The organism is Oceanobacillus sp. Castelsardo (assembly GCF_001659985.1).
Classification (GTDB): domain Bacteria; phylum Bacillota; class Bacilli; order Bacillales; family Amphibacillaceae; genus Oceanobacillus.
In genome coordinates, this window is sequence record NZ_LYCS01000005.1 from 73,260 (window position 1) to 97,980 (window position 24,721).

Consider the following 24,721-nt stretch of genomic DNA (forward strand, 5'->3'; position numbering starts at 1 on the left):
TTATAAATGAATCAATTAGTTAATAGGTGCAAAGGAGTCTGCTGAGCTCCAACTATCAATTGTTTCAATTTGGTTTACTGGAATGATTTGACCATCTACAATTTCAAATACACGCCAGGAATTACCAGACTGGTTTACTGGTACGTTAAATGTTTGTAGAAGTGTATCATCTCTGTAAACTTGAACCTTAGCTCCTGAATTGGATAAATCTAGTTGATTATCTTCACTGAAGTAACGTCCTGTATAGTTATGAATGGAGTACGTATAGGTTCCCATTTGCATTTTATTAATAACCGTTACGGTTTCCGGACCATAAGATGTAACATCGTCACGATCCAAATTCACATCGTTCACGTCATCATTATATACTTTATTAGCAAAATAAATATGGAAACGTCCACCGTCAGCTTTCGGACCTGTTAGATGGGAATCTAAATCGCGAGGATTTTCTCCCCATGTTAGCACGATTCGTAAGTTCTCATCAATCAAACCATCAGGAGATAGTGTTCCATTTTGGTCCTCTTTTACTTCGCCGCCGATTGCTAAAATATTCGCTTGTGATGGAATATAGCCATTTGCACTTAAGGAAATAGTATAGTTTCCACCAGGTAACTCAACTTCATAATAGCCATTTTCATCCGTTGTCAATGATTTGATAATTTCGCCTGATGTTTGGTTTTTACCTTTTCGAATGTCAATAGTCGCTTCTGATATCCCATTTCCATTAACCGCATTCGTTATTTGTCCAGATACAGTTCCATTACCACCATATTCATTTCCAACTAATTGTAGTTGAGAGTCATACGTTGTGGAATCTGCTGAAGTAATTTCTACTTGTGATTTATCCGTAATGTAACCTTCATGGGAAACTTCGATTTGATACGTTCCCGGTGAAAGTTTGGATTTATATGTTCCATTTTCCGCTGTTTCTACGGTTGATACTAAACGATCATCATGATAAACATGAATACTTGCCCCATGGATTGGATTTCCTTCGACAGCATCTACTACTTGTCCAACAAGTTCCCCTTTTTCTCGATGATCGACAATTTTAATCGTTAACGTATCGGTTATATCTGATTCATCATAGATACCTTTTACTTCAATCATTTCTCCATCTTGAGCAGATTCAGATGCAGTCACATCCACTCGGTTCGCACTCTTTTGAACACTTATACTATTTTCATCTGAAATTTCAAATGACAATTTATCATCATTATTAATTGGTGTTTGTTCGGTATTCGTTCTTGCAGTTACATTAACTGATTTGGTTTCCCCTGGAGCCATTTCCAACTCAGATGGATTGATTTCAATAGAGCTTACACAATCTCCAATTTTCTTACTTGCAAATGCTTTCGAGAAGTTTATGCTTCCATCAGACTCCCATTTAAATAACGGGGATCTCAGATTCAATTTCCCATCAAAGGTTCCAGCAATAGTTGCACATTGGAATGGTCCATTCCCCCCTATAATAGAGGTTGAAGCACTTCCAGTAACACTACCAGTAGCAGCCGCTCCAAAAAGGTCGAGCCCCACTACTTGGGCAAGTACGGACATTCTTACACCTGAAGTGATACTACCTGATCCATTCACATCCGAAGTATTAAAAAATGGTTCGAAAATTTCTTCCGGGTATGTTCTCATACCGGAACCATTTTCATAAGCTAACCCAATGTTTTGGCGCATTCCCGTAGAAATTTTCACACTTACCTTTCCATTGATAGATGTAACTAAATCAAATGGAACATTTACCGCAACACCTGGTATTTGTGTTGGGACAATAAACTTACCTAAAGGAACGTCTTTGAATTTCTTTGTTTTACTTATTGCTGCCTCTGCATTGATTCGTTGTTCTCCTTGAAAGTTAAAATCAAATGCTTTTACAGGATTAAGACCTAAGCGCCATTTGACATCCCCAGTTACTTTCCCACTTAAATCAATGGAACCATTTAGTGAAAAATTATCTTCCTTGTAAAGATTATTTAAATTCAAAGTAACTTTTCCACCTAAAGATAAATCTGGCTGAGCAGTGGATACAAAACGTGGACTATAGTAATTCAAACTAGCCGTTGGGTCATCCATAATGCTTACACCTTCAGCTGGAATGAAACGCTCCGGTGTCATATCCGCTTCTAAATCCCCAATAATCTCTGTGAAAATATCTTCAATTTCAGGTTGAACGAGATTCAGCGTAACTTTGCCATTGTCTACTTTAACCGATGTTACTTGAAAAGCAATACCAGCCGGAAAACCTTCCCACTCTGGAACAACAATAAAATCATTTGCTTTTAAATCCACTTGACCACGGATAGTAGCATGGGATAAATCGGAAGAAATTGCTGTAATTTTAGAAGTGATTTCATCTGGTAGGTAGATAGCACTTGGTTGTAGAGAAGAACGATTATCCCCATTTACTAGCGTTTTTCCAAGTTCTATTTTACCTTCTTGATTCGAAACTTCTATTTCATTCAAATCAACTGCTTTAATCTGAGTTTCTAAACCATCCGTCTTCGCTTCATAGGTAACATTCTCCACTAAACGAGCAATAAAATAACCTTCCTCGTCCGTTTTTACAACTTCCTCAACTAATTCACCATCAACGGTTGCAGCAAATGTAATTTCTTTGTTTGCAATTAGATCACCATTTGAATGATAAATCGTCCCTGTAACAGGTATGTCTACTTGTCCATCATGGATTTCCGCTGTAACGGATGTTTCGAATTCATACGTTTGTTCCCCAATGGTTAGTTCATGCGTCTCTTTGATGTTTTCTACATTTGGGTTACTTTCCTCCGCATGGGCTACCGATAATGCTGGAGTAAACATTAAGATTGCTAGAATAAACGAAATATATTTAGGCAATTTCTTTTTACGAATAAGAATAAACGCAAATATCCCTGCTACAATCGAAGCAATTAAGATAACGACATACTTGATAATGGATGATTCATCACCAGTTTGAGGTGCGGACAATTCATCCTTGGAGCTATCTACTTTTTCACTATCTACCTTTGTGCTATTTGCTTCATCGTTCTTTTTCCCATCATTTTTATCTGTTTTTTCAGATACTACGGGGCTACTGCTTTCTTCTGTCTCCGTTGTTTCTTTTAATTTGGTTGTAAATGTTAATTCGGTGGAATCGCCACGTTCTAAGCGATCAACATCCCAAATAATTTTTCCATCCTCAACCTTTATATCCTCATCGATAATTTCAAATTCATCCGGCAAACTTGTTCGGATGTCCATATTCTCCGTATAGAAACGATTGGATAGATTAGTAATCTTAATCGTTGAGGTAATTTCATCCGTAGATTCATAGCTTGTTTTATCCGTTGAAAAGTCAATGTCTAGTATATTATCATCTGCTGCACTAGCTCCACCTGCTACACCAAAAAATGCAACTAGAAATATGGCAACGATCATAAATAACCTTCTCGGATTCATTTTCTTACTCCCCCTTTATTAATCTAGCATGTACGACCACTCTTTCATCAGAAACACGGCTTGTACAAGTCGCTAAAGTTAAGATTTTATCGTCTTTCTTCAATTCTTTAGAAAAGTCTACGTTTGACTTATTTTTCAAATCACGAATAAACGAGAAATAACGATCAGTAGACTCAAAATCTATTTGCATCCAATCCGTCTCCCGTGTCACGTAAGCGGAAAAGATTTCCCATTCATAGGTTTGATTCTGAAAATCTAGTTTAATAGGATTATCTTTTGAAAACTCTGATTCTAAAACATTCGATAAACTACCAAACATACTGTTGTCCTTCATATTGTGGCCATATATAATTGTATGAGGTTCCAGACTATCATCCGGATTTCGATAATCCATGAAGATGGCTCCAACCTTGTCCTCTTCTTTATAGAAGTTATGTGTTAAGTAAAAATCATTATCTTCCCCATGAACAACAGGATAGTTAATTTCTGACCCATCTACTGTAACCCAACCTACATAATCCTCATTTAACCGCTTTAATTCCTGAACTTGATTCGCTTCGTTCTGATCATAAAGAACCTTTAGCTCATCGTATTTCTTTTCCGAAATACGATACTCGTTTATGTATGTAATAATAGAGTAAATAGAATATATGATACCGATGATGCTAAAAATAAGAATCAAACGTAACAAAACTTCCTTTATTATTGCTCACCTCCCACTGTAACTAAATGACTAAACTTGAATCCTATGGAATATGTTTCCAATAGCAGCTCCTTCGACATTGTAACCAATATTTCGATAATTTTCAATAGGATATTTGGGCAAGGAACCTGTCACTCTGACTCTTTTTTCCCATACTAAATAGGGGTAGTTAACCATCACTGGTCAACTACCCCTTTCATATGTGTTATCCATTGTTTGTATATGTTAATGTTTTACCAAGACTGATTCAGGTGGAGTTTTAGTAATGCCGCGTAGGTAAAATAGTTAACACTGGATAGTAGACACATACCCATCAAAAAAACATTCATCATTAGCAATCATATAGTCAATTATGGATAAAAGAACACTTTCACACCTAAACGCTTTGGCGCCTTTATGTAATAAAGTATTTCTTTATTACCGTATCACTTTTGTATGAATAATCAAGAGAGGAATAGGGACAGATCAGACCTGTGCCCTTTGCTCAATCTGGCAATAGTGTCTTTGCTATCGCTTCATCCAGTTCCTCGAAGTCATAGAGAGATATCGTTTCATACAATTCTTTTCTTGTTTGCATATCAGAAATGCCCTGCTTCTGAGTGCCTTGTTCTTTAATTAATGTAAAAATCCGCTCATAAGCTTTGGCCGCCACTCTTAATGAAGTAACTGGATAGATTACCATGCTATAGCCCATACTTTCAAACTCTTCTGCCGTGATATATGGTGTCTTGCCAAACTCCGTCATATTTGCTAAAAGTGGGACATCTATGTTTCTAGCAACCAAGCGAAATTCTTCATCCGACTGTAACGCCTCTGGAAAAATTCCATCCGCTCCTGCTTTAATATAAGCCTGTGACCTTTCCATTACGGCATCTAAACCTTCAACCGCCCGCGCATCTGTCCGTGCAATAACAACGAGTGATGGTGCAACTTCTTTCATCGCTCTGATTTTTTGTACCATTTCTTCTGTGGAAACGAGTTGTTTTCCGTTCAAGTGTCCGCATTTTTTAGGGAGTTGTTGATCTTCTATTTGAACAGCAGCGACATTCGCTTCTACCATTTCTCTTGCCGTACGAGCAGCGTTCAAGACACCGCCAAACCCTGTATCAATATCAACAAGTACAGGTAAATTCGTGGCGCGAACGAGGTCCCGGGCCCTTTCAGCTATTTCTGTTGACGTAATAATTCCCAAATCAGGGAGCCCCCTACTCGCTGTATAAGCAGCCCCCGACAAATATAAGGCGGAAAATCCTGCATTTTTTGCCACAAGCGCCGCCATGGCATCATGCGCCCCAGGGATTTGTAAAATAGATTCCTTATTGATTAATTTTTTGAATTGATTTGCTAATTCTACTTGAGATGACGGTTGATCAACTATCCAAGCCATGAGTAAGGCCCTCCTTTTGATTAGAAAACTTGGCATTCACCCAATTCTGGAGAATGCCTAAGTTTCACCTATATACAGAAATACTTCCTATTTGCTAAACAGTTCCATGAATTCATCCACATGCATCGAACGGATTTTATCATGATTCAAACACACTTCTTCTATTTTCTTTCGTTGTTTTTCGGTATAATGTGTCGATAGATTAGCAGAAAATTTCGCAATAATTTTCGGAAATGCTTCTTCTCTTCTAAAACGATGACCTAATGGATATTCGCATTCCACTTTTTCTGTTGATGTCCCATCTTTAAAATGAACTTGAACCGCGTTAGCGATTGAGCGCTTATTCGGATCAAGATAATCTTTGGTATATGCTTTATTTTCCGTAACCTTCATCTTATCTCGTAAACGATCAATTACCGGATTAGCTGCAGCTTCATCCTCGTAATCTTCTGCAGCAATATTTCCTTTTAAGAGACCGATTGCCGTAATATATTGCAAGCAATGATCACGGTCTGCAGGATTGTTTAAAGGACCTTTTTTATCAATAATACGAATTGCAGACTCATGGGTCGTAATTTCGATTCTATCAATCTCGTTTAGACGATCTTTTACCTTTGCATGTAATTCGACAGCTGCTTCCGCTGCCGTTTGGGCATGGAATTCAGCAGGATAGGAAACTTTGAATAGTACATTTTCCATCACATAGGAATCTAATGGACGAGCAAGCGTTAAGGTTTGTTTGTTAAATAAAACATCTTGGAATCCCCAACCTGGTGCCGTTAAGGCTGATTGGTAGCCCATTTCTCCCTTTACAGCTAACAAGGATAAAAATACCGCTCTACTAGTAGCATCCCCTGCAGCCCATGATTTACGTGAACCTGTATTAGGAGCGTGTCGATACGTTCGTAAACTTGAATTATCAATCCAGGCATTGGACAAGGCGTTATTAATTTCCTCCCTGCCACCACCTAACATTTTCGTAACAACAGCAGTAGTTGCGATTTTCACAAATAATACATGGTCTAGCCCAACGCGATTTAAACTATTTTCCAATGCAAGCACACCTTGGATTTCATGTGCTTTAATCATCATTTCCAATACATCATCTATGAGAAGAGGAGGCTGCCCTTTAGCAACACGAAGCTGGCTAATATAATCCGCAACCGCCAATATCCCCCCCAAATTATCGGAAGGATGTCCCCATTCCGCCGCCAACCATGTGTCATTATAGTCAAGCCAGCGAATCATCGTTCCGATATTAAATGCCCCCCGCACCGGGTCAAGAACATGGGATGTTCCAGGCACACGGGTCCCATTTGGTACAACTGTGCCAGGTACAACAGGTCCAAGTAATTTCGTGCATTCTGGGTAATCCAGTGCAAGAATGCCGCATCCTAATGTATCCAACAAAACATAACGTGCCGTAGTATAAGCTTCTGTACTAGTAATGTCTTTGTTTAAAACATAGTCTGTAATTTCCTCTAGTAATTGATCGGTTTGAGTATGTTCGTTTACTTTTAGCAAAAACCTCTTCCTTTCCTATTAGATTTTCTATATGATTAAGTATGAGTGCTTGTCACTTATCGGTGGGCGGTCACAACTCCCCAGTTGATGTAATTACCGCTCGCCAATATAATGAACACGTGGCCTAAATAGTCGGTTGTTTTGATGTTGCTCAATCACATGGGCACATAATCCAACCGTCCGTGCGCTAAAGAAGATTGGTGTATATAACGCAATTGGAATCCCAAGCATCCAATATACAGGAGCAGCATAATAATCAAGATTAGGATATAACCCTTTTTCCTCCTTCATTACCTTTTCTCCTGCTTCACACATTTCCAGCAATAAAAAATCTCCTTTTTTCTCACACAGTTGCTTTAAAGATTCCTTCATAATCAATGCCCGCGGATCCATTTTCTTCATGTAAACACGATGTCCAAACCCCATAATCTTTTCCTTCTGTTCCAGCTTATCCATTAACATTTTTTCAAATCCAGCGACCGTTTTCGCTTCAAGCAACATATGCATCACAGCCTCATTCGCTCCTCCGTGCAAATTCCCTTTCAGCGATGCAACCGCACCGGTTAAGGAGCCGTATAAGTCTGATTGTGTGGAAGCAATGACTCGCGCTGTAAACGTTGAATTAGGCATTTCGTGCTCACTATATAATAGTAAGGAGCGATCAAAAATCTTCGCCTCTTGTTCTGACGGCACTTCTCCCGTTATCATGTATAAAAAATTAGTACCATACGATAGGTCTTTACGCGGGTAAAGTGGCTCATCGTTACTAAGAATTCTGTAGCTGTTCACTGTAATCGTCGGAAGCTTTGCTAACAGTTCGTAGGCGCGATTTTTATTCACTTCTATGGAACGGTCATCGATACGCTTATCAATCCCTGCTAAAATAGATAAGCCGGTTCTTAAACCGTCCATCGGGTGTATCTGCTTAGGTAACAAAGAAAATACATCGTTTACAAAAGTAGGAACATGGTATTCTTTCTTCAGCTTTTCTTCCAATTGGTTTTTCTCATCTGAATCAGGCAACTTATCCTCTAATAACAGATGCACCACATCCAAATAATCATACCGCTGCGACAATTCAATAAGGTCATAACCTCTTAAAATGATTTTTTCTCGTTCTGTATCAAGCAAAGAAATCGCTGTTTCTGCTGCAATAACCCCTTCAAGACCTGGAACAAATTCAATTTTCGTATTCATCAAATTCCTCCTCATGACCTAATAATTCATTTCGCACATAACGGAAAGCCTTTTCAAAGTTAAGTAAATAGGATTCCTCTTTCTCTTCATTACCTGCACAAGCATGAATTTCTTCTTTTATTTGTGAATAACACACTTGCAATGTAGATGCTTGATTAACTACTAAATTATTCATTATGGATTCTTTTAACCTTTTAATAAAATAACTAACTGTCCCATACATTAGGTTTTCCTCCAGCGGGACTCGGGGACAGGTCCCTTGTCCCAGTATTCCTTAAACAAGAACGTCACATTCTAAAGACGCCATGTATCTTCTCGGGACACAGGACCTGTCCCTCCGGCTCCCTTAGAAAACAAAAAAACAACTCCCTTATAGAAGTTGTTAGCATGCATTAACACATAAAAAAACCGAAAAAGATGAAGCATGACAATAGTTGCTATCATGTCCACATAGTCGCATCTAACACCTCCTATCCTCGTAGGTTTGGATGTTGCTAGAATAGGCAGGTCTCCTGGCTCATGGTCATCGCTTTTCGAACCTTCCCATTTTCATACAAATGAAAACAGTGGTATGTAATCGAATCGCTCCCATATACAGTTGCGGGACAGCATCGGAATTTAACCGATTTCCCTTTTAAGCAATAAAAAACATCTTTATTGCACCTATTCCTTAACCTATTTAATTAGTCCAAGTATATCATTTGCATTTTAATATTACAATAATTATTTAAATTTCGTATATTCAGCATCCGAGGATAGATCTTTTGCCCCGGTCTTCCTTTTTAAAACAGGGGCGCTTCATTTCAGCAAGGAGCTATGAATCATTTTGGGACGCAGGACTGTCCCTCCGGCTCCCCAGATTCAAAAAAATTTATATCGACATTTTTTTCAAACACAGGTATAATTTAGTAGGACATTCTTCCTAATAATCAAATATTTTGAATTACGATATATGTCCTTACGAATATAATGGGAGTAGTGTTTGTAACTTTATTCCTAAAAGAAAGGAGTATTTGTAGATGGCAATGTTAGATAGAATCAAGTATGATGGCGAATCCAATGGTAAGTCCTGGTTAGTACATAAATATCCTTCTGAACAATTTGTTTTAGGCTCACAGCTGATTGTTAATCAAAGTCAAGAGGCCTTATTTTTTAAAGGCGGACAGGCATTAGACTTATTTGGTCCAGGAACACATACGTTATCTAGTGGGAATATCCCTATCCTTCATAAGCTTGTAAATCTTCCATTTGGTGGTAAAACACCTTTCAGTGCTGAGATATATTACATAAATATGACCTCTAGGCTTGATATGAAATGGGGCACATCGGTTCCTTTTCAAGTGAAAGATCCTTTGTATCAAATCATTCTCGGGGTACGAGCATTCGGACAGTATGGGGTAACAATCACGGATTCCAGACTATTTATTACGAAGATTATTGGAGCAGTGAATGGTGGAAATGTTTCTGAATATCAAGTTATTCGTTCCTATTTTAATGGCTTAATTAATGCGAAAATTAAAGAAATTGTAGCTTCCTATATTTTACATAAAAATATATCGCTATTGGATATTACAACCTATCTTGGTGAATTATCAGAAGTCTGTCAAAATGCAATAAATGAAGAGTTCAATCGATTCGGAGTGGGAATTGTTAATTTCTTTGTAGAATCTATCAACTTTCCAAATGATGATATCGAAAAATTAAAAGATGCATTAGCACGGAAATCGGAGCTAAATGTATTAGGCGAAGATTATTATCGTCAGCGTTCCTTTGATGTATTTGATAAGCTAGCAGCAAACGAAGGAAACTCAGGATTAGCTGAAGCTGGGATTGGCTTAGGAATGGGGCTAGGAGCAGCACCATTTGCCGGACAAGCTTTTTCCAATATGGCGGGAAATATCAATACAGCTCCCCCAGAAAATAAATCCGAAACGACAAAATCCTGCTCCAAATGTAACACCCTGAATTCTACTAGTTCTATGTTTTGTACCAATTGTGGCGAATCATTGCAGGTTATAAACAAATGCCATGCTTGTGATCATGAAATACCTGAGGGATCAAAATTTTGTGGACACTGTGGGCAACCTCAAGGGGTTAAAAAATGTAGTAATTGCGGCCATCAAAATAAGGCAACGAATGCATTTTGTGAAGAATGTGGGAATAAATGCTGATTGGAGTGGAGATGAATCATGGGTAATACCACTGTAACAATAGCCGAATGCCCACAATGTGGTGCAGGGGTGAAATTAAATAGTAATACATGTGAATTCTGCGGTTCAGAGTATCTTATTCAAACATTTAGTGGATTAGATGGATTTGATAAAAAGGGTATCGATAAGTACATTGCCAATTATCGAAAACTCGTTAAAGAGGATCCAGATAATCCCGAGCTAAATGGAGCAATCGGGATATGTTATTTAAAACTCGGTCTATATGATTTTGCAAGTAAATACTTTGATAAAGCTATAGAGGATATGATAGAGAATAGTGATTACTACTATTATAACGCGATTAGCAAATTAAAAGGTAAACGCCCATTCTTAGTCCCACTAACTACCATTAGGAAGGTTGAAGAATTGTTAGATGCTGCCATCAGCCTTCAGCCCGGGTCTGGAAAATATTATTATACTCACGCACTAATAAAATATGATTACTATTATCAGAAAAGGTTAAATACAAGTCCTAATTATCAAGAACTTCTTGAGGAAGCAGAAAACTATCAATTGAATGACGCTGATAAAAAAGCAGTGGATGACTTGTTAAAAATATCACTTTAAAAACGACAACCATTATGGATTAATTTAGGGAGGTAAATAGTTTTGGTAGATCGTAAGCTTGTAAAAAACTATTTTGAAAGACATTTTTCAATTAAAGCACTTATTGTAGCAATTATAGGATTATTATTAATTTCTTCCGTACCAACGTTTGGTATTATTTTATTATTAGCGGGTGGTGGGTGGCTTGCATTCACCTTCTTTTTGAAAACTCCAGCTACAGACGAACAAGTAGACCAGTTAATTTCTCAAGAGTTAGAGGAACTGAAGAAAAAAGGACTTCATAAAATTGGGTTAATTGAAGAAGAGGTTAGTTTAATTGAACCAATCGTCGTTCATGGTCCATACCCTCATTTTTTAAATCAAGATACTAAATTCTACTATAAAAAAGGGAAAGATAGTGAAATAAGAGCATCTGTAATCAAGGGTGTTGTATTCTTTTTCAGTGAAAATCAAGTGTACTCTTACACTTGTGTTATTGATCTTCTTACAGGAAATCACTTCGTGGAAACAACAGACGAATATTTCTATAGAGATGTTGTATCTGTAGCAACTAGATCAGAAAGAATCAAACTAGAACCAAATAATAAAGCATTATTAGGTGGAAGATCGTTATTCGGTAAGGCAAAAGTAACGGATAACAATCTAGAAAGAGATGTAGAATCATTTACATTAACAACGTCTGGTGGAACATCTATTAATGCCTATATTCGCGATAATACCGTTATGAATGAGCAAAAAGGTAATATGGATGTAACGGATACAGAAGAAAAAATTAAAGCAATGCGCAATCTGTTACGTGAGAAAAAAGCGGTTTAATACGATTAAGATAGCTGCCCTTCTATTTATAGAGGGGCAATTTTATTAAGAAGGAGACTTGGAAAGGGATGCTGGATAAAGATTTAAATGAATCAAGCTATAAACTAGAAGATTATTATTACGATGATACTATCCCAAAGAAAAAGAAATCTAGCTTTATTATCTATCTAGCTCCATTTGTAATACTGGCAATTGGAGTATTCTACTATTTTGACGTTTTTGCTTTCTTATGGGATACACCTTTAGGTAAAGTCCTCTCCAATATCGTAGTTATATCTATATTATTTATTTCCTTTGTTGTATCCCTATTTTTTGTTGGGAAACATATACAGGAAAGCCGACCAGATGTTAATCCTGTTTCTATACTTAAAGGAAAGCAAGCATATTATATCGTACTTGAAATAGCTAGTGCTTTAGAACTTTTAATGGATAAAGAAGAAAATGCGCAACTAAAACCTTTAGTAGAAAAAGTGAAGCGTTTAGAAGAAAGATTAAAAATTGAAACGGATTTTGGATATGGAAATAGATCTGTCATTCACTTGGAAAATGACATTAGTACTTATTTAATCAATATAAAAAAACAGCTCTCGAATTTAGAAGCAAGTGACGCGGTTTCAATTTCCGAAATAGAAAATCATGTTTTGAAAATTAATGAGTTACTCCATAGAAGAACGGAATTAAAAAGAAGGTAATCAATTAGTTTTTGGAGGTCATGGAGCTGTGTATTTGAGACGCGGGACCTGTCCCTCTGGCTCCATATGCGTAGACTTATATCAGAAAATTCGATATATTAGGTGTGAGTAACTTTATTAGGAGGTCATTAAATGAGCGAACTAGTTAAAGGTCAATTTGCGAGAACAAGAAAGGCTTTATCGCAAACGTTAGAAGGTGTTTCACCTGAAGTTTTGGAGAGCGTTCCAACAGGATTCAATAACAACATTCATTGGCAAGTGGGTCATATCCTAGTTGTAACTGAGCACTTCTTCTTCAAAGGTCAAGAAAAGCTTCCAGCAAATTATAGTAAAATTTTTGGCCCTGGTACAAAACCAGCTGACTGGGCAGGCGATATTCCTAAGGTAGAAACATTGGTCGAACAATTAAACGAGCAACTTGTACGAGTTAAAGAGATTCCTAGCGAAGCATTCAATCAAAAACTACCAAAAAGATTCCTGGGTAATGAGACATATGGAGAATTAGCTGCAACAGGGGCTTTCCATGAAGCGATGCATTTAGGTCAAATACAATCACTTAAGCGAATGATTGAAGCTACTCAAGTAATAAAATAATGTATTGAATTGAATTAAAGGTTAGGGAAAAGGGGATTGAAAATGGATGTAAGATACCCAATTGGCAAATTACAAGTACCCGAAAAGGTAACATTTGAAAATATTCAAGAATGGTTAAAGCAAATTGAAACTTACACGATTCGATTAGGAGAAACTGTCGACTCTTTAAGTGATGAGGAATTAAGCAAAACTTATCGTGATGGCAGCTGGACGGTTCGCGGGCTTGTTCATCATATTGCTGATTCACAGTTGAACATGTATCAACGTTTGAAGCTGGCTTTAACAGATGATAATCCAACCGTACCAGCTTTTGATGAAGAAAAGTGGGCCATTCAACCGGATACGAATCTTCCCGTAGAATGTTCTATAAAAATGTTGGAAGGAATAAATAAACGCATCGTATCTTTGGGCCATAGTTTAACCAAAGAGCAATTAGACCGAACTTTTGTTCATCAGATAAATGGTAAAATAACAGTGGCAACTAAGGTAGCGAAATTGGCTTGGCATGAAGAGCATCACTTGGCCCATATAAAAATCGCATTGTCAAAGTAGCATCTTATTTTAGGATTGGTTTAGCTAATGCACACTGCATGGCATTACTAAAGTTACAAGTCTATTAACGCCCTTAACCTTGCAATGCAACAACATTAACAAAATGGAAGTTCTAGATTAAAAGGCTGTTATTACTGTAACTTACAGTAATAACAGCCCCCAATAAAGTGGGACGAGGAACCTGTCCCCCAGGCTCTATTTTGTCTTCAATTCCAATGGTACTTTGATTACTTCTTCTATTTCTTCGCCGTTAAGCACTTTTTCTACTGTGGAAACTGCTTCTTGTCCCATGAGGTCTGGTTGTTGGGCAATCGTTGCAGTAAGTTCACCAGCCTCAACGGAAGCAATTGCATCTTCTACTCCATCAAAACCGATAACAACGATATCTTTACCAGCCGCTTTAATGGCTTCTAACGCACCAAGCGCCATCTCATCATTATGTGCAAATACCGCTTGAATGTCGCCATTTCCTTGCAGCGTGTTTTCCATTACGGTTAATCCTTTTGTACGGTCAAAGTCAGCTGGTTGACTTGCGACAATGTCAAGCTGTTCATCCGCAATATTATGGAATCCTTCTCCACGTTCTCTCGTTGCAGATGCACCTGCAATCCCTTCAATTTCCGCTACTTTTGCATTTTCACCAAGATGTTCTAAAATAAAATCAGCTGCCATTTCTCCACCGGCCACGTTGTCTGAAGTGATGAGCGTTTCTACCTCCCCTTTATCCGCAGAACGGTCAATCGTAATAACAGGAATACCTGCATTATTTGCTGATTGAACGGCAGAAGATACTGCTGCAGAATCGGTTGGATTCACTAAGAGAACATCCACGTTTTGTTGAATTAAATCTTCAATCCCACTAATTTCTGTTGCTGCGTCGTCCTGTGCATTAACAACGATAATTTCATATCCTTTTGCTTCCGCATCCGCAACAATCGCATCACGAAGCGAAACAAAGAATGGGTTATTCAACGTAGAAATACTTAAGCCAATTTTTACATTTCCATCATCACCGGAACTGTCCTTAACAAATGGACTTTCCATCGAACACGCTGATAAAAAGACCATCATCAAGACCATTGCGATTGTGATTATCTTCTTCATCTTTTTCACCTCTTATGATTTCTTTCTGTCTAGTAATACCGCAATTAAAATAACGACACCTTTTACTACTTGTTGATAGAAGGATGAAATACCAAGTAAGTTCATCGCATTATTTAAAATACCGATAATTAAAACCCCGATAAATGTACCAGCAATTCGTCCTTTACCGCCCGCAAGACTTGTTCCACCAATAACGACTGCAGCAATGGCATCCATTTCATATGCTTGACCTGCAGTTGGCTGGGCAGAGTTCAAACGAGAAGTAAGAATCATCCCAGCCAACCCTGCCATCATCCCACTGATGGAATAAATCATTACTTTCACTCGATCCACTTTAATACCAGATATAAGTGCTGCTTTTTCATTTCCACCTAGTGCATACGTTTTACGCCCGAATGCCATTTTATGAAGCATAAACCATAAAATAATAAATGCAAGAATCATCGTTACTGCTGGAACAGGAATACCTAGAAAATAACCTTTACCGAATAATTGAAAGGCATACGAATCCCCAAGTCCAGTAATTGGTTTACCTCCTGTATAAACAAGAGTTAGTCCTCGGAAAATCGTCATCGTTGCAAGGGTTACAATAAATGGAGCCAATTTCCCTTTTGCGATTAACAAACCATTAAGTGCTCCAAATACTGCCCCAAGTATTGTACCAATAATAATAGCAAGGATCGGGTCTACTCCGGCAACCATCATTCCCGCTGAAAGAGCACTTGTTAGAGCAAGAATCGACCCAACGGATAAGTCAATTCCACCTGTTAAAATAACAAAAGTCATCCCAAACGCAATCAGCCCATTAATAGATATTTGGCGCAATAGATTCATAATATTGGCTGGATCTATAAACGATGGATTTAATATCGTAACAACTACGATTAGCGCGACTAGCGCCAATAGAGGAATAAATTTATTCCAAATCGTTGATAGCTTTGATGTTTTCACTTTAATTACCTCCTGTAGCAAACGTCATAATTTTTTCCTGTGTAGCTTCTTCTTTAGACAATTCACCAGAGATTTTTCCCTCATGAATGACTAAAATTCGATCACTCATTCCTAATACTTCTGGAAGATCTGAGGAAACCATGATGATTGCGAGACCTCTTTCAGTTAATTCATTCATCAGATTATAAATTTCACGCTTCGCACCAACATCAATTCCCCTAGTAGGCTCGTCCATTATTAAAACCTTAGGCGACGTACCTACCCACTTTGCAATAACGACCTTTTGCTGATTCCCCCCTGATAGATTGCCAGCTTTTGTTTCATGAGACGCTGTTTTCACTTTTAGCCGCTCAACCATCATGTTTACAAACTGTTTCTCATCCTTTTCTTTCACAACTCCATTTGGGGCAAAACTCTCTAAATTCGTTAAGGCAATATTTTCACGTATCGAAAAATCGAGAACTAATCCCTCATCTTTTCTATCCTCCGTAATGAAAGCTAAACCTTGTTTTGCTGCACTTGAAGGATTTTTAATTGAAATGGGCTTTCCATTCATAATTATTTCTCCACGATCGTAAGGGTCAATTCCAAATAATGCACGCATAATTTCTGTTCGTCCAGCTCCCATTAAACCAGATACCCCTAATATTTCTCCTTCCTTTATGGAAAAATGGATATCTTCAAAAACACCTGCTCTTGTTAATCCTTTCACTTCCATTACGGTTTCCCCATATTTAGGATTTCGTTCTGGGTATCTATCTTCTAACTCACGCCCAACCATTTGTTTTACAATCTCGTCAAAAGAAGTATCCTTAATGAAAGAAGTTGCCACAGACACACCATCACGCATGACTGTAATGCGATCACACATCTCAAAGTTTTCTTCCATTCGGTGCGAGATATAGACAAGGGAAACACCAGTTGCCGTAAGCTCCTTCATAATTTTGAACAACATTCTAATTTCTCTATCCGTTAAGGCAGCGGTAGGCTCATCCATAATAATGACCTCCGCATCAAGCATGAGTGCTTTTGCTATTTCTATCATTTGTTGCTCACCGACCGAACATTTTCCAGCTTCCTTATTTAAGGGAATGGAAATATTCAACCGTTTGAAAACATCATCTGCTAACGTTTTCATTTCCTTCTCTTTTAAAACACCTAGTGCATTTCGTTTCTCTTTTCCAATAAATAAATTTTCTAAAACAGTCATTTGTGGCCAAATATTTAACTCTTGTCGAATAAAGGCGAGTCCAGCTTCTTCTGCTTGTTTAGAATCGCTAAACTTAGTTTCCTTCCCATCAATCGTAATCTTTCCTTGATCCTGATGGAAAAGCCCCGTTAAAATATTCATTAACGTTGACTTTCCCGCACCATTTTCGCCCATTAGTGCATGGATTTCCCCAGGCTCTAATTCAAAATTTACTCCCTCAAGAACCTTGTTCGCACCAAAGGCCTTGTGAATATTTTCCATCAAAATTTGCATATGGTTCACCCTCTTTTTAGTAAACTCGGCATTCAGTATGCGTTATAAAACGCTTCGTTGCACTTATTTCTTGAATCTGCTAGAAAAAGACACCAGCTTGTAAGATACAATTCGAATAAGCAGTCGTTTCTCCTGTTCGAATGATAGCCTTCGCATTTGCTGTCATTTGTTTAAACTGCTCATGTGTTACATAGTCTAGTTCCCAATCAGAATGCATTTTCATAAATTCATGTTGCTTGGGATTAGCCTCTATTATTTCTTCCGCGATGGTGACCTTTTCAATAACCATGTCATTGGCGACAGCTTTCACCACTTCTTGAAAAGATGGGGTGCCAGGTATTAATGCGACATCTATTTTTAACACCCCATCAGGAACGGGTAGTCCCGCATCGCCAATAACGATCGTATCGGTATGACCTAAATCTGCTAATACTTTTGCTATATGACTATTTAAAATTCCATGCTTTTTCATGGTTAAAAGTTTCCTTCCACTTCTTCTCTAGTCGGCATACCGCCTTGTGCTCCAAACTTCGTAATTGAAATGGATGCTGCACGATTCGCAAATCTTAGTGCCTCATTTATTGCTTTCCCTTCTGCAACGGCAACTGCAAAAGCTGCATTAAAGGTATCCCCAGCTCCCGTTGTATCTACTGGTTCTACAACATAGGACGGAACAATTTCTTCACTTACTCCATTAAAATAACGAACCCCATTTTTTCCTTCTGTAATGAATAACTTATTGGGATAACGAGAGAGTACTTCAGAACGAATTTCTTCACCGAACATAACGGTAAACTCATGCTCATTCGGTGTAAGATACGTTGCAGATTCAATGACCTTGTCACTTATCTTCCGTGCAGGCGCCGGATTCAGTAACCATTTTTTATTAAATCGTTTGCAAAAGTCAGCAATGTATTCGACCGTTTCCTCTGGAATTTCTTGTTGAACCATAATCATATCCGCTTCCCGCATGGTTGAAACAGCTTTCTCTAAATATGTTGGGATCACCTCATCATTTGCACCTTTCACAAAAATAATACTGTTATCTCCTTCAGCGAGCGTGATATGTGCTGTACCAGAAGCTAAATGTGGAACGGGTTCCACATAGTTTACAGAAACACCATTTTCTTTTAAATTCTCAACAATCTCCTTACCAAATGCATCCTCTCCAACACGTCCAATCAAGGATACAGTAGCACCTAGTCTTGCTGCTGCCACTGCTTGATTGGCTCCTTTCCCTCCTGGAACCGTTTGAAACGATTCTCCGATTAACGTTTCTCCAGCTTTTGGCCTTTTGTCAGCCGTCACGACTAAATCCATGGAGGCACTTCCTACTACTACAATTTTTACCATCTTATTTTCCTACCTTTCTTGTCGACTCTCTTTCTATAAATTGAACGGGTAACTTACAATGTATATATGGTAAAATTTCCCGATTTACTTTTTTAATAATGATTTCCGCAGCTTTCGCGCCCATTTCATAGGCAGGCTGGCGAATTGTTGATAACCCCGGATAAACAAGTTCACATATAGAAATATCATCATAACCGATGATTTGAACATCCTCAGGAACCTTTCGCCCAGCCCGCTGCGCTTCATTCATGACCGCAACAGCAACGATATCATTACAGGCAAGAATTCCATCTGTGTTCGGGTATGCGTCAAACAGCATTTTCACCGATTTACTCGCCCCTTGAAACGTAAGCTCGGAATCCAATACATTTATCTTCACAGCTGCCTGCCTTAACGTTTGAAACGAAGAAACGAAACGCTCATAAACAGGCCTCACCTCAACCGGGCCTCTTATAATTGTAATTTCCTTACTTCCAAGTTCCAATATCTTCTCAGCAGCTAACTTGCCCCCTTCAAACTGGTCCGCATACACAGCGGGCAAATTCTCTATCGTTCGATCTAGCATAACTACTGGTATTTTTAAATCTTTGAGCATATCACTATGGGCTTCATTGACAGAAGCAATAATCCCAACGACATTATGTTGGATAAACGTATCAAGGTAATCGATTTCCTGTTTTAATTGCTCATCACTATTGCCAATAATCAATCGGTAGCCTTCCTCCCGAAGATGATCCTCCACACCCCTAGCTAATGCCGGAAAAAATGGATTCGTAATATCTGGGAGGATTAAACCGATTAATTTGGACTTTTGTTTAAATAAAGACCTAGCTACTTCATTCGGTTTATAATTTAATTTTTGAATCGCATCCAATACCGCTTTTCTCGTATCCTCATGCGCATAGCCACTATTATTTAGTACCCGTGATACGGTCGCAGCCGAAACACCAGCCTCTTTCGCCACATCACGAATTGTTATCGCCATAACATCCAACCCCTATCTGGAACCGGTTACACATTTAGTTTACCACTTTCATTTTAAAATGTCGAGACGTGTCGATATATTTTTTTCGAGACGGTTGGGAAAGGATTTCAGCAGTCACGGTGAAGATATCGGCGATTGTGAGCGGGATATCAGCAGTCAGGATGATGATATCAGCGTTCGCGGGCTGGATATCAGCAGTCAGGATGATGATATCAGCGTTCGCGGGCTGGATATCAGCACACAGGACGAAAATATCAGCAATCGCGGGCTGGATATCAGCACACAGGATGAAGATATCAGCGATTGCGAGCAACATATCAGTATTTCAAGGAGCAATTCTCAAAATCTACAAGTAAAAAAGCGTACTAACGGACAGATTACCTGTCTCATTAATGCGCTTTTTTAGATCGAGGGACCTGCCCTCATTTCTCTTCTATACAAATATACTTAACAGTAGGACAAACACGAGTCCACATACAGAAATTAATGTTTCGAGTACGGTCCAGGTTGAAAATGTTTCTTTCATCGTTAAACCAAAGGATTCTTTAACGATCCAGAAACCGGTATCATTTACGTGTGAAGCGATAATACTACCAGCACCTGTTGCTAACACAACTAACGCTAGGTTTACATCCGCACCTTCTAACATTGGAATAACCAAACCAGCTGTAGTCAGTGCAGATACAGTTGCAGAACCTTGAGCTAGACGGATAATTGCTGCAATTAACCAAGCAAGGAACAATGGCGAAATTGTACTATCGGCAAATAATACAGCTACATAATCACCAACTCCACCGTCCATTAGTACTTCTTTTAGCGAACCACTTACACCTAGAATAAGTAAAAGCATACCGATTGCTTTTACAGATCCTTCTGCAGACGCCATCAAATCATCCATTGGAATCTTACGAGCAATCCCCATTGTATAGATAGCTAACAATACAGAAAGTAACATAACCATAGATGGTTTACCTAATGTTTCTATGATTGCAAAAAATAAATTGTCTTCTAAACCTGCTCCCTTTTGAACCAAGGTAACAATAGTAGAGACACCCATTAATATTACTGGGAATAATGCTGTTAATGCACTAACACCAAATCCAGGCGTATCTTCTAATTTATACTCTTTAGCAGCTCCTAGTTTAGCAATACTACCTTCTCCGGCTCTTTCAAATGCTGATGGAGCAAATTTTCTAGCAAATTTAGTAAAAATTGGACCCGCAATAATAATGGTTGGAATTGCAATGATAATACCGTAAACTAACACCATACCAATATTCGCACCGTATTGCTCAGCAATAACAGTTGGCCCCGGGTGCGGTGGCAAGAATGCGTGTGTTACAGATAACGCAGTAGCCATTGGCAATCCTAACCATAGGAAGGAAATTTTTGTTTGTTTTGCAATTTGATAAACGATTGGAATTAATAATACAAGACCTACTTCAAAGAACAATGCAATACCTAAAATAAATGCGGTAAGAACAACTGCCCATTGTACACGTTTTTCCCCGAATTTATCGATTAGCGTCATTGCAATTCGCTGTGCGCCACCAGCGTCTGCAATTAATTTACCTAGAATCGCACCAAAACCAAAGATCAAACCAGTACTCGCTATCGTACTTCCTAAACCTGCTTCAATCGATCCCATAATTTCATTAACCGGCATTCCTAATCCTAGACCTAATAGGAAGGAAACCACTACCAATGTAATGAGAGTATGAATCTTAAATTTCATGATCATTACTAGTAATAATAAAATACCTAATGCTGTAATAATTAATGGCATGTCTTTCTCTCTCCCTTGCTATACTTGTTGTCTTTTTCTCCCTAAAACGAATCCAATTCAATTTTTTCAAATAACCTTCAAAGCGGAACGTAAGGCTATATGTTTTTTAAATTACTCAAATTCAATAACTGCTTTTCTTACTTTATCCGGGTTTTTCTCAATAAACTCAAATGCTTCTTTTGCTTTACTAATGTGGAACCGATGTGTCACAAGTCCGTTATGAGTTAATTGTTTTGAATTAATTAATTCTACAACTTTTCCAAATTGGTTCGTTTGTAATCTTGATCCAGTTATCGTTAATTCCTTTTTCGTAATGTGCATCATAGCAATGGATGATGGTGTTTCATTAAATCCAAGTGTCACTACATTTCCTGCTGGCGATGCTATTTCAACAGCTAACTCAAAGGTTTGAGGAATTCCAACTGCATCGATAATAACATTCGCACCTTCTCCATTTGTAATTTCATTTATTTTAGCTTTTGCATCCACTTCTGCTGGATTAATCGTATAATCTGCTCCATTTTCTTTTGCAAATTCTAAACGTTCATTCGTAAAGTCAGAAATAATAACCGTTGCACCACGTAATTTAGCCATTTTTAAAACAGTAATACCGATTGGCCCTGCTCCTTGAATAAAGACAGTTTGTCCTTCCTTAACATCGCCTCTCCAAGTTGCTTGAGCACCGATTGTATAAGGTTCAGCCATAACCGCTTCATCCCAATCAATCTCGGAATCTACTTTATGCACTTGTGTTTCTGGAAGTGTAACAAACTCTCTCATACCTCCATCTTCATGGACACCAAACACAGAAACTTCCTTACATACATTTGGTCTTCCACTTTTACATGCGTAGCATTCACCACAATAAGTGATTGGCTCAATGACGACATGATCACCGACAGCTACGCGAGTCACCTCGGAACCGGTTTCAACGATTTCTCCAGTTACCTCATGTCCAACAATTCTAGGATACGTTGCAAGTGGATTCGTACCGTGATAAATATGCATATCGGAACCACAGATACCTACTCTTTTTATTTTTACTTTTACTTCATTTGTTTGTTCTATATTTGGTTCTTCTACGTCCAATACTTCAATGATGTTTGCTTCTGGTATGCGAATGGCTTTCATTGTCTATTCCTCCTAGGTTTTACTATCCCGATGTAATCCTTTTCATCACATGATAAAAAGAATCCGAGTAAAACATATTGTCGTACCATAGTTTATTAGATTAAATGTTTCCATTTTTATTACTAGATCCTATCTAATTAATAGAAATATCTAACAACATATAGGAACCGTTTTCTTTTATAATTTTAAAATGTAACATGTAACATTTCACATATCACGTTTAATACAATACAATATTTATATAAATGAGTCAACACTTTTTATAAGAAAAAAGTAGGCGTTTTCTTTTTAATGAAAGCACTATATAATAATATTATTCACAAAATAGAAAAAGTCTTTACTTATAAAAGGGGAACAACAACATGTCTAAAATTGAAACCTCTCTCTTAACAAAGCAAGTATATAACGTACTGCGTGGTAAAATAATTGCCAGAGAATACATGCCTAGTGAAAAACTAGATATTCATAAATTAGCTGAGGAATTTGGGGTGAGTCGCTCTCCTGTTAAGGACGCAGTGAATCAACTCGTTTATGATGGATTAATCGAAATCATCCCTCGTAAAGGTACTTATGTTACAGAATTGAATTTCATTGAATTTATCGAAGTTCTTGATGCACGATTAATGATTGAATTATGGGCTGCTAAGCAAATAGTGCACACGATCTCAAATAAAAAGATAGAACAATGGGGAAAAATGGTTCAGGAAATGGATTCGTTACTTGAAGTTTCCCCCTTCCATTTTGATTCGTATAATAAGTTAGATATGCAATTTCATTCAACTTTAATAGACTGGACAGATAATAATAAAATAAAAGAGATATTTTCGTCATTAAATACGCATGTTTCCTTATCTCGTATTGTCCATTCTACCTCTCTCGAAAGCACATTCAAAAGGCATAAAGATCACTCACGATTATATGAAGCTATGAAAAATCGTGACTTACCAAGTTTTTCAGATGCCATCACAGAGCACATCGAAAGCATAAAAACAGAAGCCAAATTGCACTGGGAAGTGTGACAGGTGGGACAGGTCCCACCTGCTCTAATGCTAATATTGGTTAAAACTGGCCCAATTACTACAATTTATCACTATCCACTATTAAAAGTCTTGCTCAGGATAGTTTAGTTTAGGCATCTACTGGTCCTAGTACTAATAAAAAAGATATCAGCATTCCTAATCATGATATCGGTACTTGTGAGAAGGATATCAGTACTCAGCATCCATATATCAGCAACCACCTACTGGTTATCGGCATTGTTATCCGTGAAAAAAACGACTCTCACCATCTACTAATGAAAGTCGCTCTAATGGGACGCGGGACCTGTCCCCCCGGCTCACTGCGGAAGCTGGATTTTAAGTATGAACCAATTGCCATTCAATTCCGCATCCATTTTCCCATTCATTTTTTCAACTAATTTTTTAGACAGATAAAGGCCCAACCCACTTGCTTCGGTGTTCGTTCTACTAGTAACTTCTGTATAAAAACGCATAAATACTTTTTCAACCGCGACCTTATTATCCGGTTTAATGTCATTTTTAATAGTAAAAATGACATTATTTCGTTCATTTCTATAGTTGATAACCGCTTTACTATTGGCATAACGTAGTATATTTTGAATAACATTTTGAATGACACGTGTAAGCATAAAGTGATCCGCAATAATTTTCGTGTCCTTTATTTGTTCGGGAAAATGGAGTTCAATTTTCTTTTCTTCCAATTGTTCATAAAAGGATAAAAAGGTTTCTTCCACTAAATTGGAGAGAGAAATCGATGATAATTCTATTTCTTATTGGTTCGTTTCAATGCGTGCTAAATCATAAAAATGATCGGTCATTTCCATTAGCCGTTGGACAGAGTGTTCGATAATCTTTAAATAGTGCATCCGCTTCGCTTCATCTGACGTCTCATTTAAGAGTTGAACATAACCCTTGATAGACGTAAGCGGGGTTCGCAAATCATGAGAGAGCCCAGCGATAGACAACTTCACATTCTCTTCCATTTTTTTGGCCTGGTAACTTTTTTCTTCAAAAGCATCAACCATTTGATTTAATTCATCGACTAAATCCAGCAATGCCTTATCACGAAAATCAAGGGATAGCCTACTGCCAAAACTAGCACGAGTTGGAAGCTCTTTGACCTCGTGTTTCAATTTTCGAAGTTCTCGCTTTAAGAAGTAAATATAAAAAAGAAGCGCCAATGCTAGGAAGACAAATATCCAGCCCCACATAACATTCACGCC

The 24,721-nt window shown here is 37.9% G+C and carries 24 protein-coding genes and 1 riboswitch; of the genes, 8 read left to right on the top strand and 16 right to left on the bottom strand.

The window, feature by feature from the left end:
- Window positions 1–15: 15 nt before the first annotated feature.
- From A9178_RS10440 to A9178_RS10465, 6 genes are all read right to left on the bottom strand, one after another.
- Window positions 16–3,444, bottom strand: a complete 3,429-nt coding sequence (locus tag A9178_RS10440) for a carboxypeptidase regulatory-like domain-containing protein (RefSeq protein ID WP_068675020.1) — start codon at window positions 3,442–3,444, stop codon at window positions 16–18.
- 4 nt (window positions 3,445–3,448) lie between these two features.
- The gene (srtB, locus tag A9178_RS10445; protein ID WP_068675021.1) at window positions 3,449–4,126 is read right to left on the bottom strand and encodes a class B sortase; all 678 of its coding nucleotides are present in this window, start codon (window positions 4,124–4,126) and stop codon (window positions 3,449–3,451) included.
- 505 nt (window positions 4,127–4,631) lie between these two features.
- The gene (gene prpB, locus A9178_RS10450) at window positions 4,632–5,534 is read right to left on the bottom strand and encodes a methylisocitrate lyase (RefSeq protein ID WP_068675022.1); all 903 of its coding nucleotides are present in this window, start codon (window positions 5,532–5,534) and stop codon (window positions 4,632–4,634) included.
- A gap of 87 nt (window positions 5,535–5,621) precedes the next feature.
- Window positions 5,622–7,058, bottom strand: a complete 1,437-nt coding sequence (locus tag A9178_RS10455) for a bifunctional 2-methylcitrate dehydratase/aconitate hydratase (protein WP_068675023.1) — start codon at window positions 7,056–7,058, stop codon at window positions 5,622–5,624.
- A 93-nt stretch (window positions 7,059–7,151) separates the two neighbouring features.
- Entirely contained in the window at window positions 7,152–8,255 is a 1,104-nt protein-coding gene (gene mmgD / locus A9178_RS10460; protein WP_068675024.1) for a citrate synthase, read from the bottom strand.
- The gene (locus tag A9178_RS10465; RefSeq protein WP_068675026.1) at window positions 8,239–8,478 is read right to left on the bottom strand and encodes a hypothetical protein; all 240 of its coding nucleotides are present in this window, start codon (window positions 8,476–8,478) and stop codon (window positions 8,239–8,241) included. Before A9178_RS10465 ends, mmgD begins: the two co-directional genes overlap by 17 nt.
- A 262-nt stretch (window positions 8,479–8,740) precedes the next feature.
- A riboswitch (cobalamin riboswitch) is annotated at window positions 8,741–8,937 on the bottom strand.
- Window positions 8,938–9,274: 337 nt separating this feature from the next.
- Here A9178_RS10465 and A9178_RS10470 point away from each other — a divergent pair.
- The 6 genes from A9178_RS10470 to A9178_RS10495 all read left to right on the top strand — a co-directional run bounded on the left by A9178_RS10470 (window position 9,275) and on the right by A9178_RS10495 (window position 13,686).
- Window positions 9,275–10,426 (top strand): SPFH domain-containing protein, encoded by a 1,152-nt coding sequence (locus tag A9178_RS10470; RefSeq protein ID WP_068675028.1) that lies wholly within the window; start codon window positions 9,275–9,277, stop codon window positions 10,424–10,426.
- Window positions 10,427–10,444: 18 nt separating this feature from the next.
- Window positions 10,445–11,032: a tetratricopeptide repeat protein gene (locus A9178_RS10475; RefSeq protein WP_068675030.1), complete on the top strand. Its 588-nt coding sequence runs from the start codon at window positions 10,445–10,447 to the stop codon at window positions 11,030–11,032.
- 42 nt (window positions 11,033–11,074) lie between these two features.
- Window positions 11,075–11,848, top strand: a complete 774-nt coding sequence (locus A9178_RS10480) for a hypothetical protein (RefSeq protein ID WP_068675032.1) — start codon at window positions 11,075–11,077, stop codon at window positions 11,846–11,848.
- A gap of 68 nt (window positions 11,849–11,916) precedes the next feature.
- Window positions 11,917–12,540 carry a hypothetical protein gene (locus A9178_RS10485; RefSeq protein WP_068675038.1) on the top strand — a complete coding sequence of 208 codons (624 nt, stop codon included), beginning with the start codon at window positions 11,917–11,919 and terminating at the stop codon, window positions 12,538–12,540.
- Window positions 12,541–12,672: 132 nt separating this feature from the next.
- Window positions 12,673–13,134 (top strand): DinB family protein, encoded by a 462-nt coding sequence (locus A9178_RS10490; RefSeq protein WP_068675040.1) that lies wholly within the window; start codon window positions 12,673–12,675, stop codon window positions 13,132–13,134.
- 42 nt (window positions 13,135–13,176) lie between these two features.
- Window positions 13,177–13,686: a YfiT family bacillithiol transferase gene (locus tag A9178_RS10495; RefSeq protein WP_068675042.1), complete on the top strand. Its 510-nt coding sequence runs from the start codon at window positions 13,177–13,179 to the stop codon at window positions 13,684–13,686.
- Window positions 13,687–13,881: 195 nt separating this feature from the next.
- Here the strand turns inward: A9178_RS10495 and rbsB are convergent, their stop codons facing one another.
- The 6 genes from rbsB to A9178_RS10525 all read right to left on the bottom strand — a co-directional run bounded on the left by rbsB (window position 13,882) and on the right by A9178_RS10525 (window position 19,562).
- On the bottom strand, window positions 13,882–14,790 hold the full coding sequence (gene rbsB / locus A9178_RS10500; RefSeq protein WP_068675044.1) for a ribose ABC transporter substrate-binding protein RbsB: 909 nt from the start codon (window positions 14,788–14,790) through the stop codon (window positions 13,882–13,884).
- Window positions 14,791–14,802: 12 nt separating this feature from the next.
- Window positions 14,803–15,741, bottom strand: a complete 939-nt coding sequence (locus A9178_RS10505) for an ABC transporter permease subunit (RefSeq protein ID WP_082918162.1) — start codon at window positions 15,739–15,741, stop codon at window positions 14,803–14,805.
- A gap of 1 nt (window position 15,742) precedes the next feature.
- Window positions 15,743–17,224, bottom strand: coding sequence for a sugar ABC transporter ATP-binding protein (locus A9178_RS10510; protein WP_068675046.1), 1,482 nt, complete (start codon window positions 17,222–17,224; stop codon window positions 15,743–15,745).
- A gap of 79 nt (window positions 17,225–17,303) precedes the next feature.
- The gene (gene rbsD / locus A9178_RS10515) at window positions 17,304–17,696 is read right to left on the bottom strand and encodes a D-ribose pyranase (protein WP_068675047.1); all 393 of its coding nucleotides are present in this window, start codon (window positions 17,694–17,696) and stop codon (window positions 17,304–17,306) included.
- 2 nt (window positions 17,697–17,698) lie between these two features.
- Window positions 17,699–18,577, bottom strand: coding sequence for a ribokinase (rbsK, locus tag A9178_RS10520; RefSeq protein WP_068675049.1), 879 nt, complete (start codon window positions 18,575–18,577; stop codon window positions 17,699–17,701).
- Window position 18,578: 1 nt separating this feature from the next.
- The gene (locus tag A9178_RS10525; RefSeq protein ID WP_068675051.1) at window positions 18,579–19,562 is read right to left on the bottom strand and encodes a LacI family DNA-binding transcriptional regulator; all 984 of its coding nucleotides are present in this window, start codon (window positions 19,560–19,562) and stop codon (window positions 18,579–18,581) included.
- A 94-nt stretch (window positions 19,563–19,656) separates the two neighbouring features.
- On the opposite strand from A9178_RS10525, the gene A9178_RS18960 reads away from it, so the two are divergent.
- Window positions 19,657–19,968, top strand: a complete 312-nt coding sequence (locus tag A9178_RS18960) for a hypothetical protein (protein WP_156520749.1) — start codon at window positions 19,657–19,659, stop codon at window positions 19,966–19,968.
- A gap of 27 nt (window positions 19,969–19,995) precedes the next feature.
- On the opposite strand, the gene A9178_RS10535 is transcribed toward A9178_RS18960, so the two are convergent.
- Window positions 19,996–21,348 carry a gluconate:H+ symporter gene (locus A9178_RS10535; protein ID WP_068675055.1) on the bottom strand — a complete coding sequence of 451 codons (1,353 nt, stop codon included), beginning with the start codon at window positions 21,346–21,348 and terminating at the stop codon, window positions 19,996–19,998.
- Between the two features lie 111 nt (window positions 21,349–21,459).
- Complete coding sequence (locus tag A9178_RS10540; RefSeq protein WP_068675057.1) at window positions 21,460–22,479, bottom strand: zinc-binding alcohol dehydrogenase family protein; 1,020 nt, start codon at window positions 22,477–22,479, stop codon at window positions 21,460–21,462.
- A 362-nt stretch (window positions 22,480–22,841) separates the two neighbouring features.
- On the opposite strand from A9178_RS10540, the gene A9178_RS10545 reads away from it, so the two are divergent.
- The gene (locus A9178_RS10545; RefSeq protein ID WP_068675059.1) at window positions 22,842–23,498 is read left to right on the top strand and encodes a GntR family transcriptional regulator; all 657 of its coding nucleotides are present in this window, start codon (window positions 22,842–22,844) and stop codon (window positions 23,496–23,498) included.
- A gap of 317 nt (window positions 23,499–23,815) precedes the next feature.
- Here A9178_RS10545 and A9178_RS19325 read toward each other — a convergent pair whose 3' ends face one another.
- On the bottom strand, window positions 23,816–24,232 hold the full coding sequence (locus A9178_RS19325) for a sensor histidine kinase (protein WP_231889823.1): 417 nt from the start codon (window positions 24,230–24,232) through the stop codon (window positions 23,816–23,818).
- Window positions 24,233–24,268: 36 nt separating this feature from the next.
- A complete protein-coding gene (locus A9178_RS19330) occupies window positions 24,269–24,709 on the bottom strand; it encodes a sensor histidine kinase (protein ID WP_231889824.1) in 441 nt (146 codons plus the stop codon).
- Window positions 24,710–24,721: the final 12 nt, after the last annotated feature.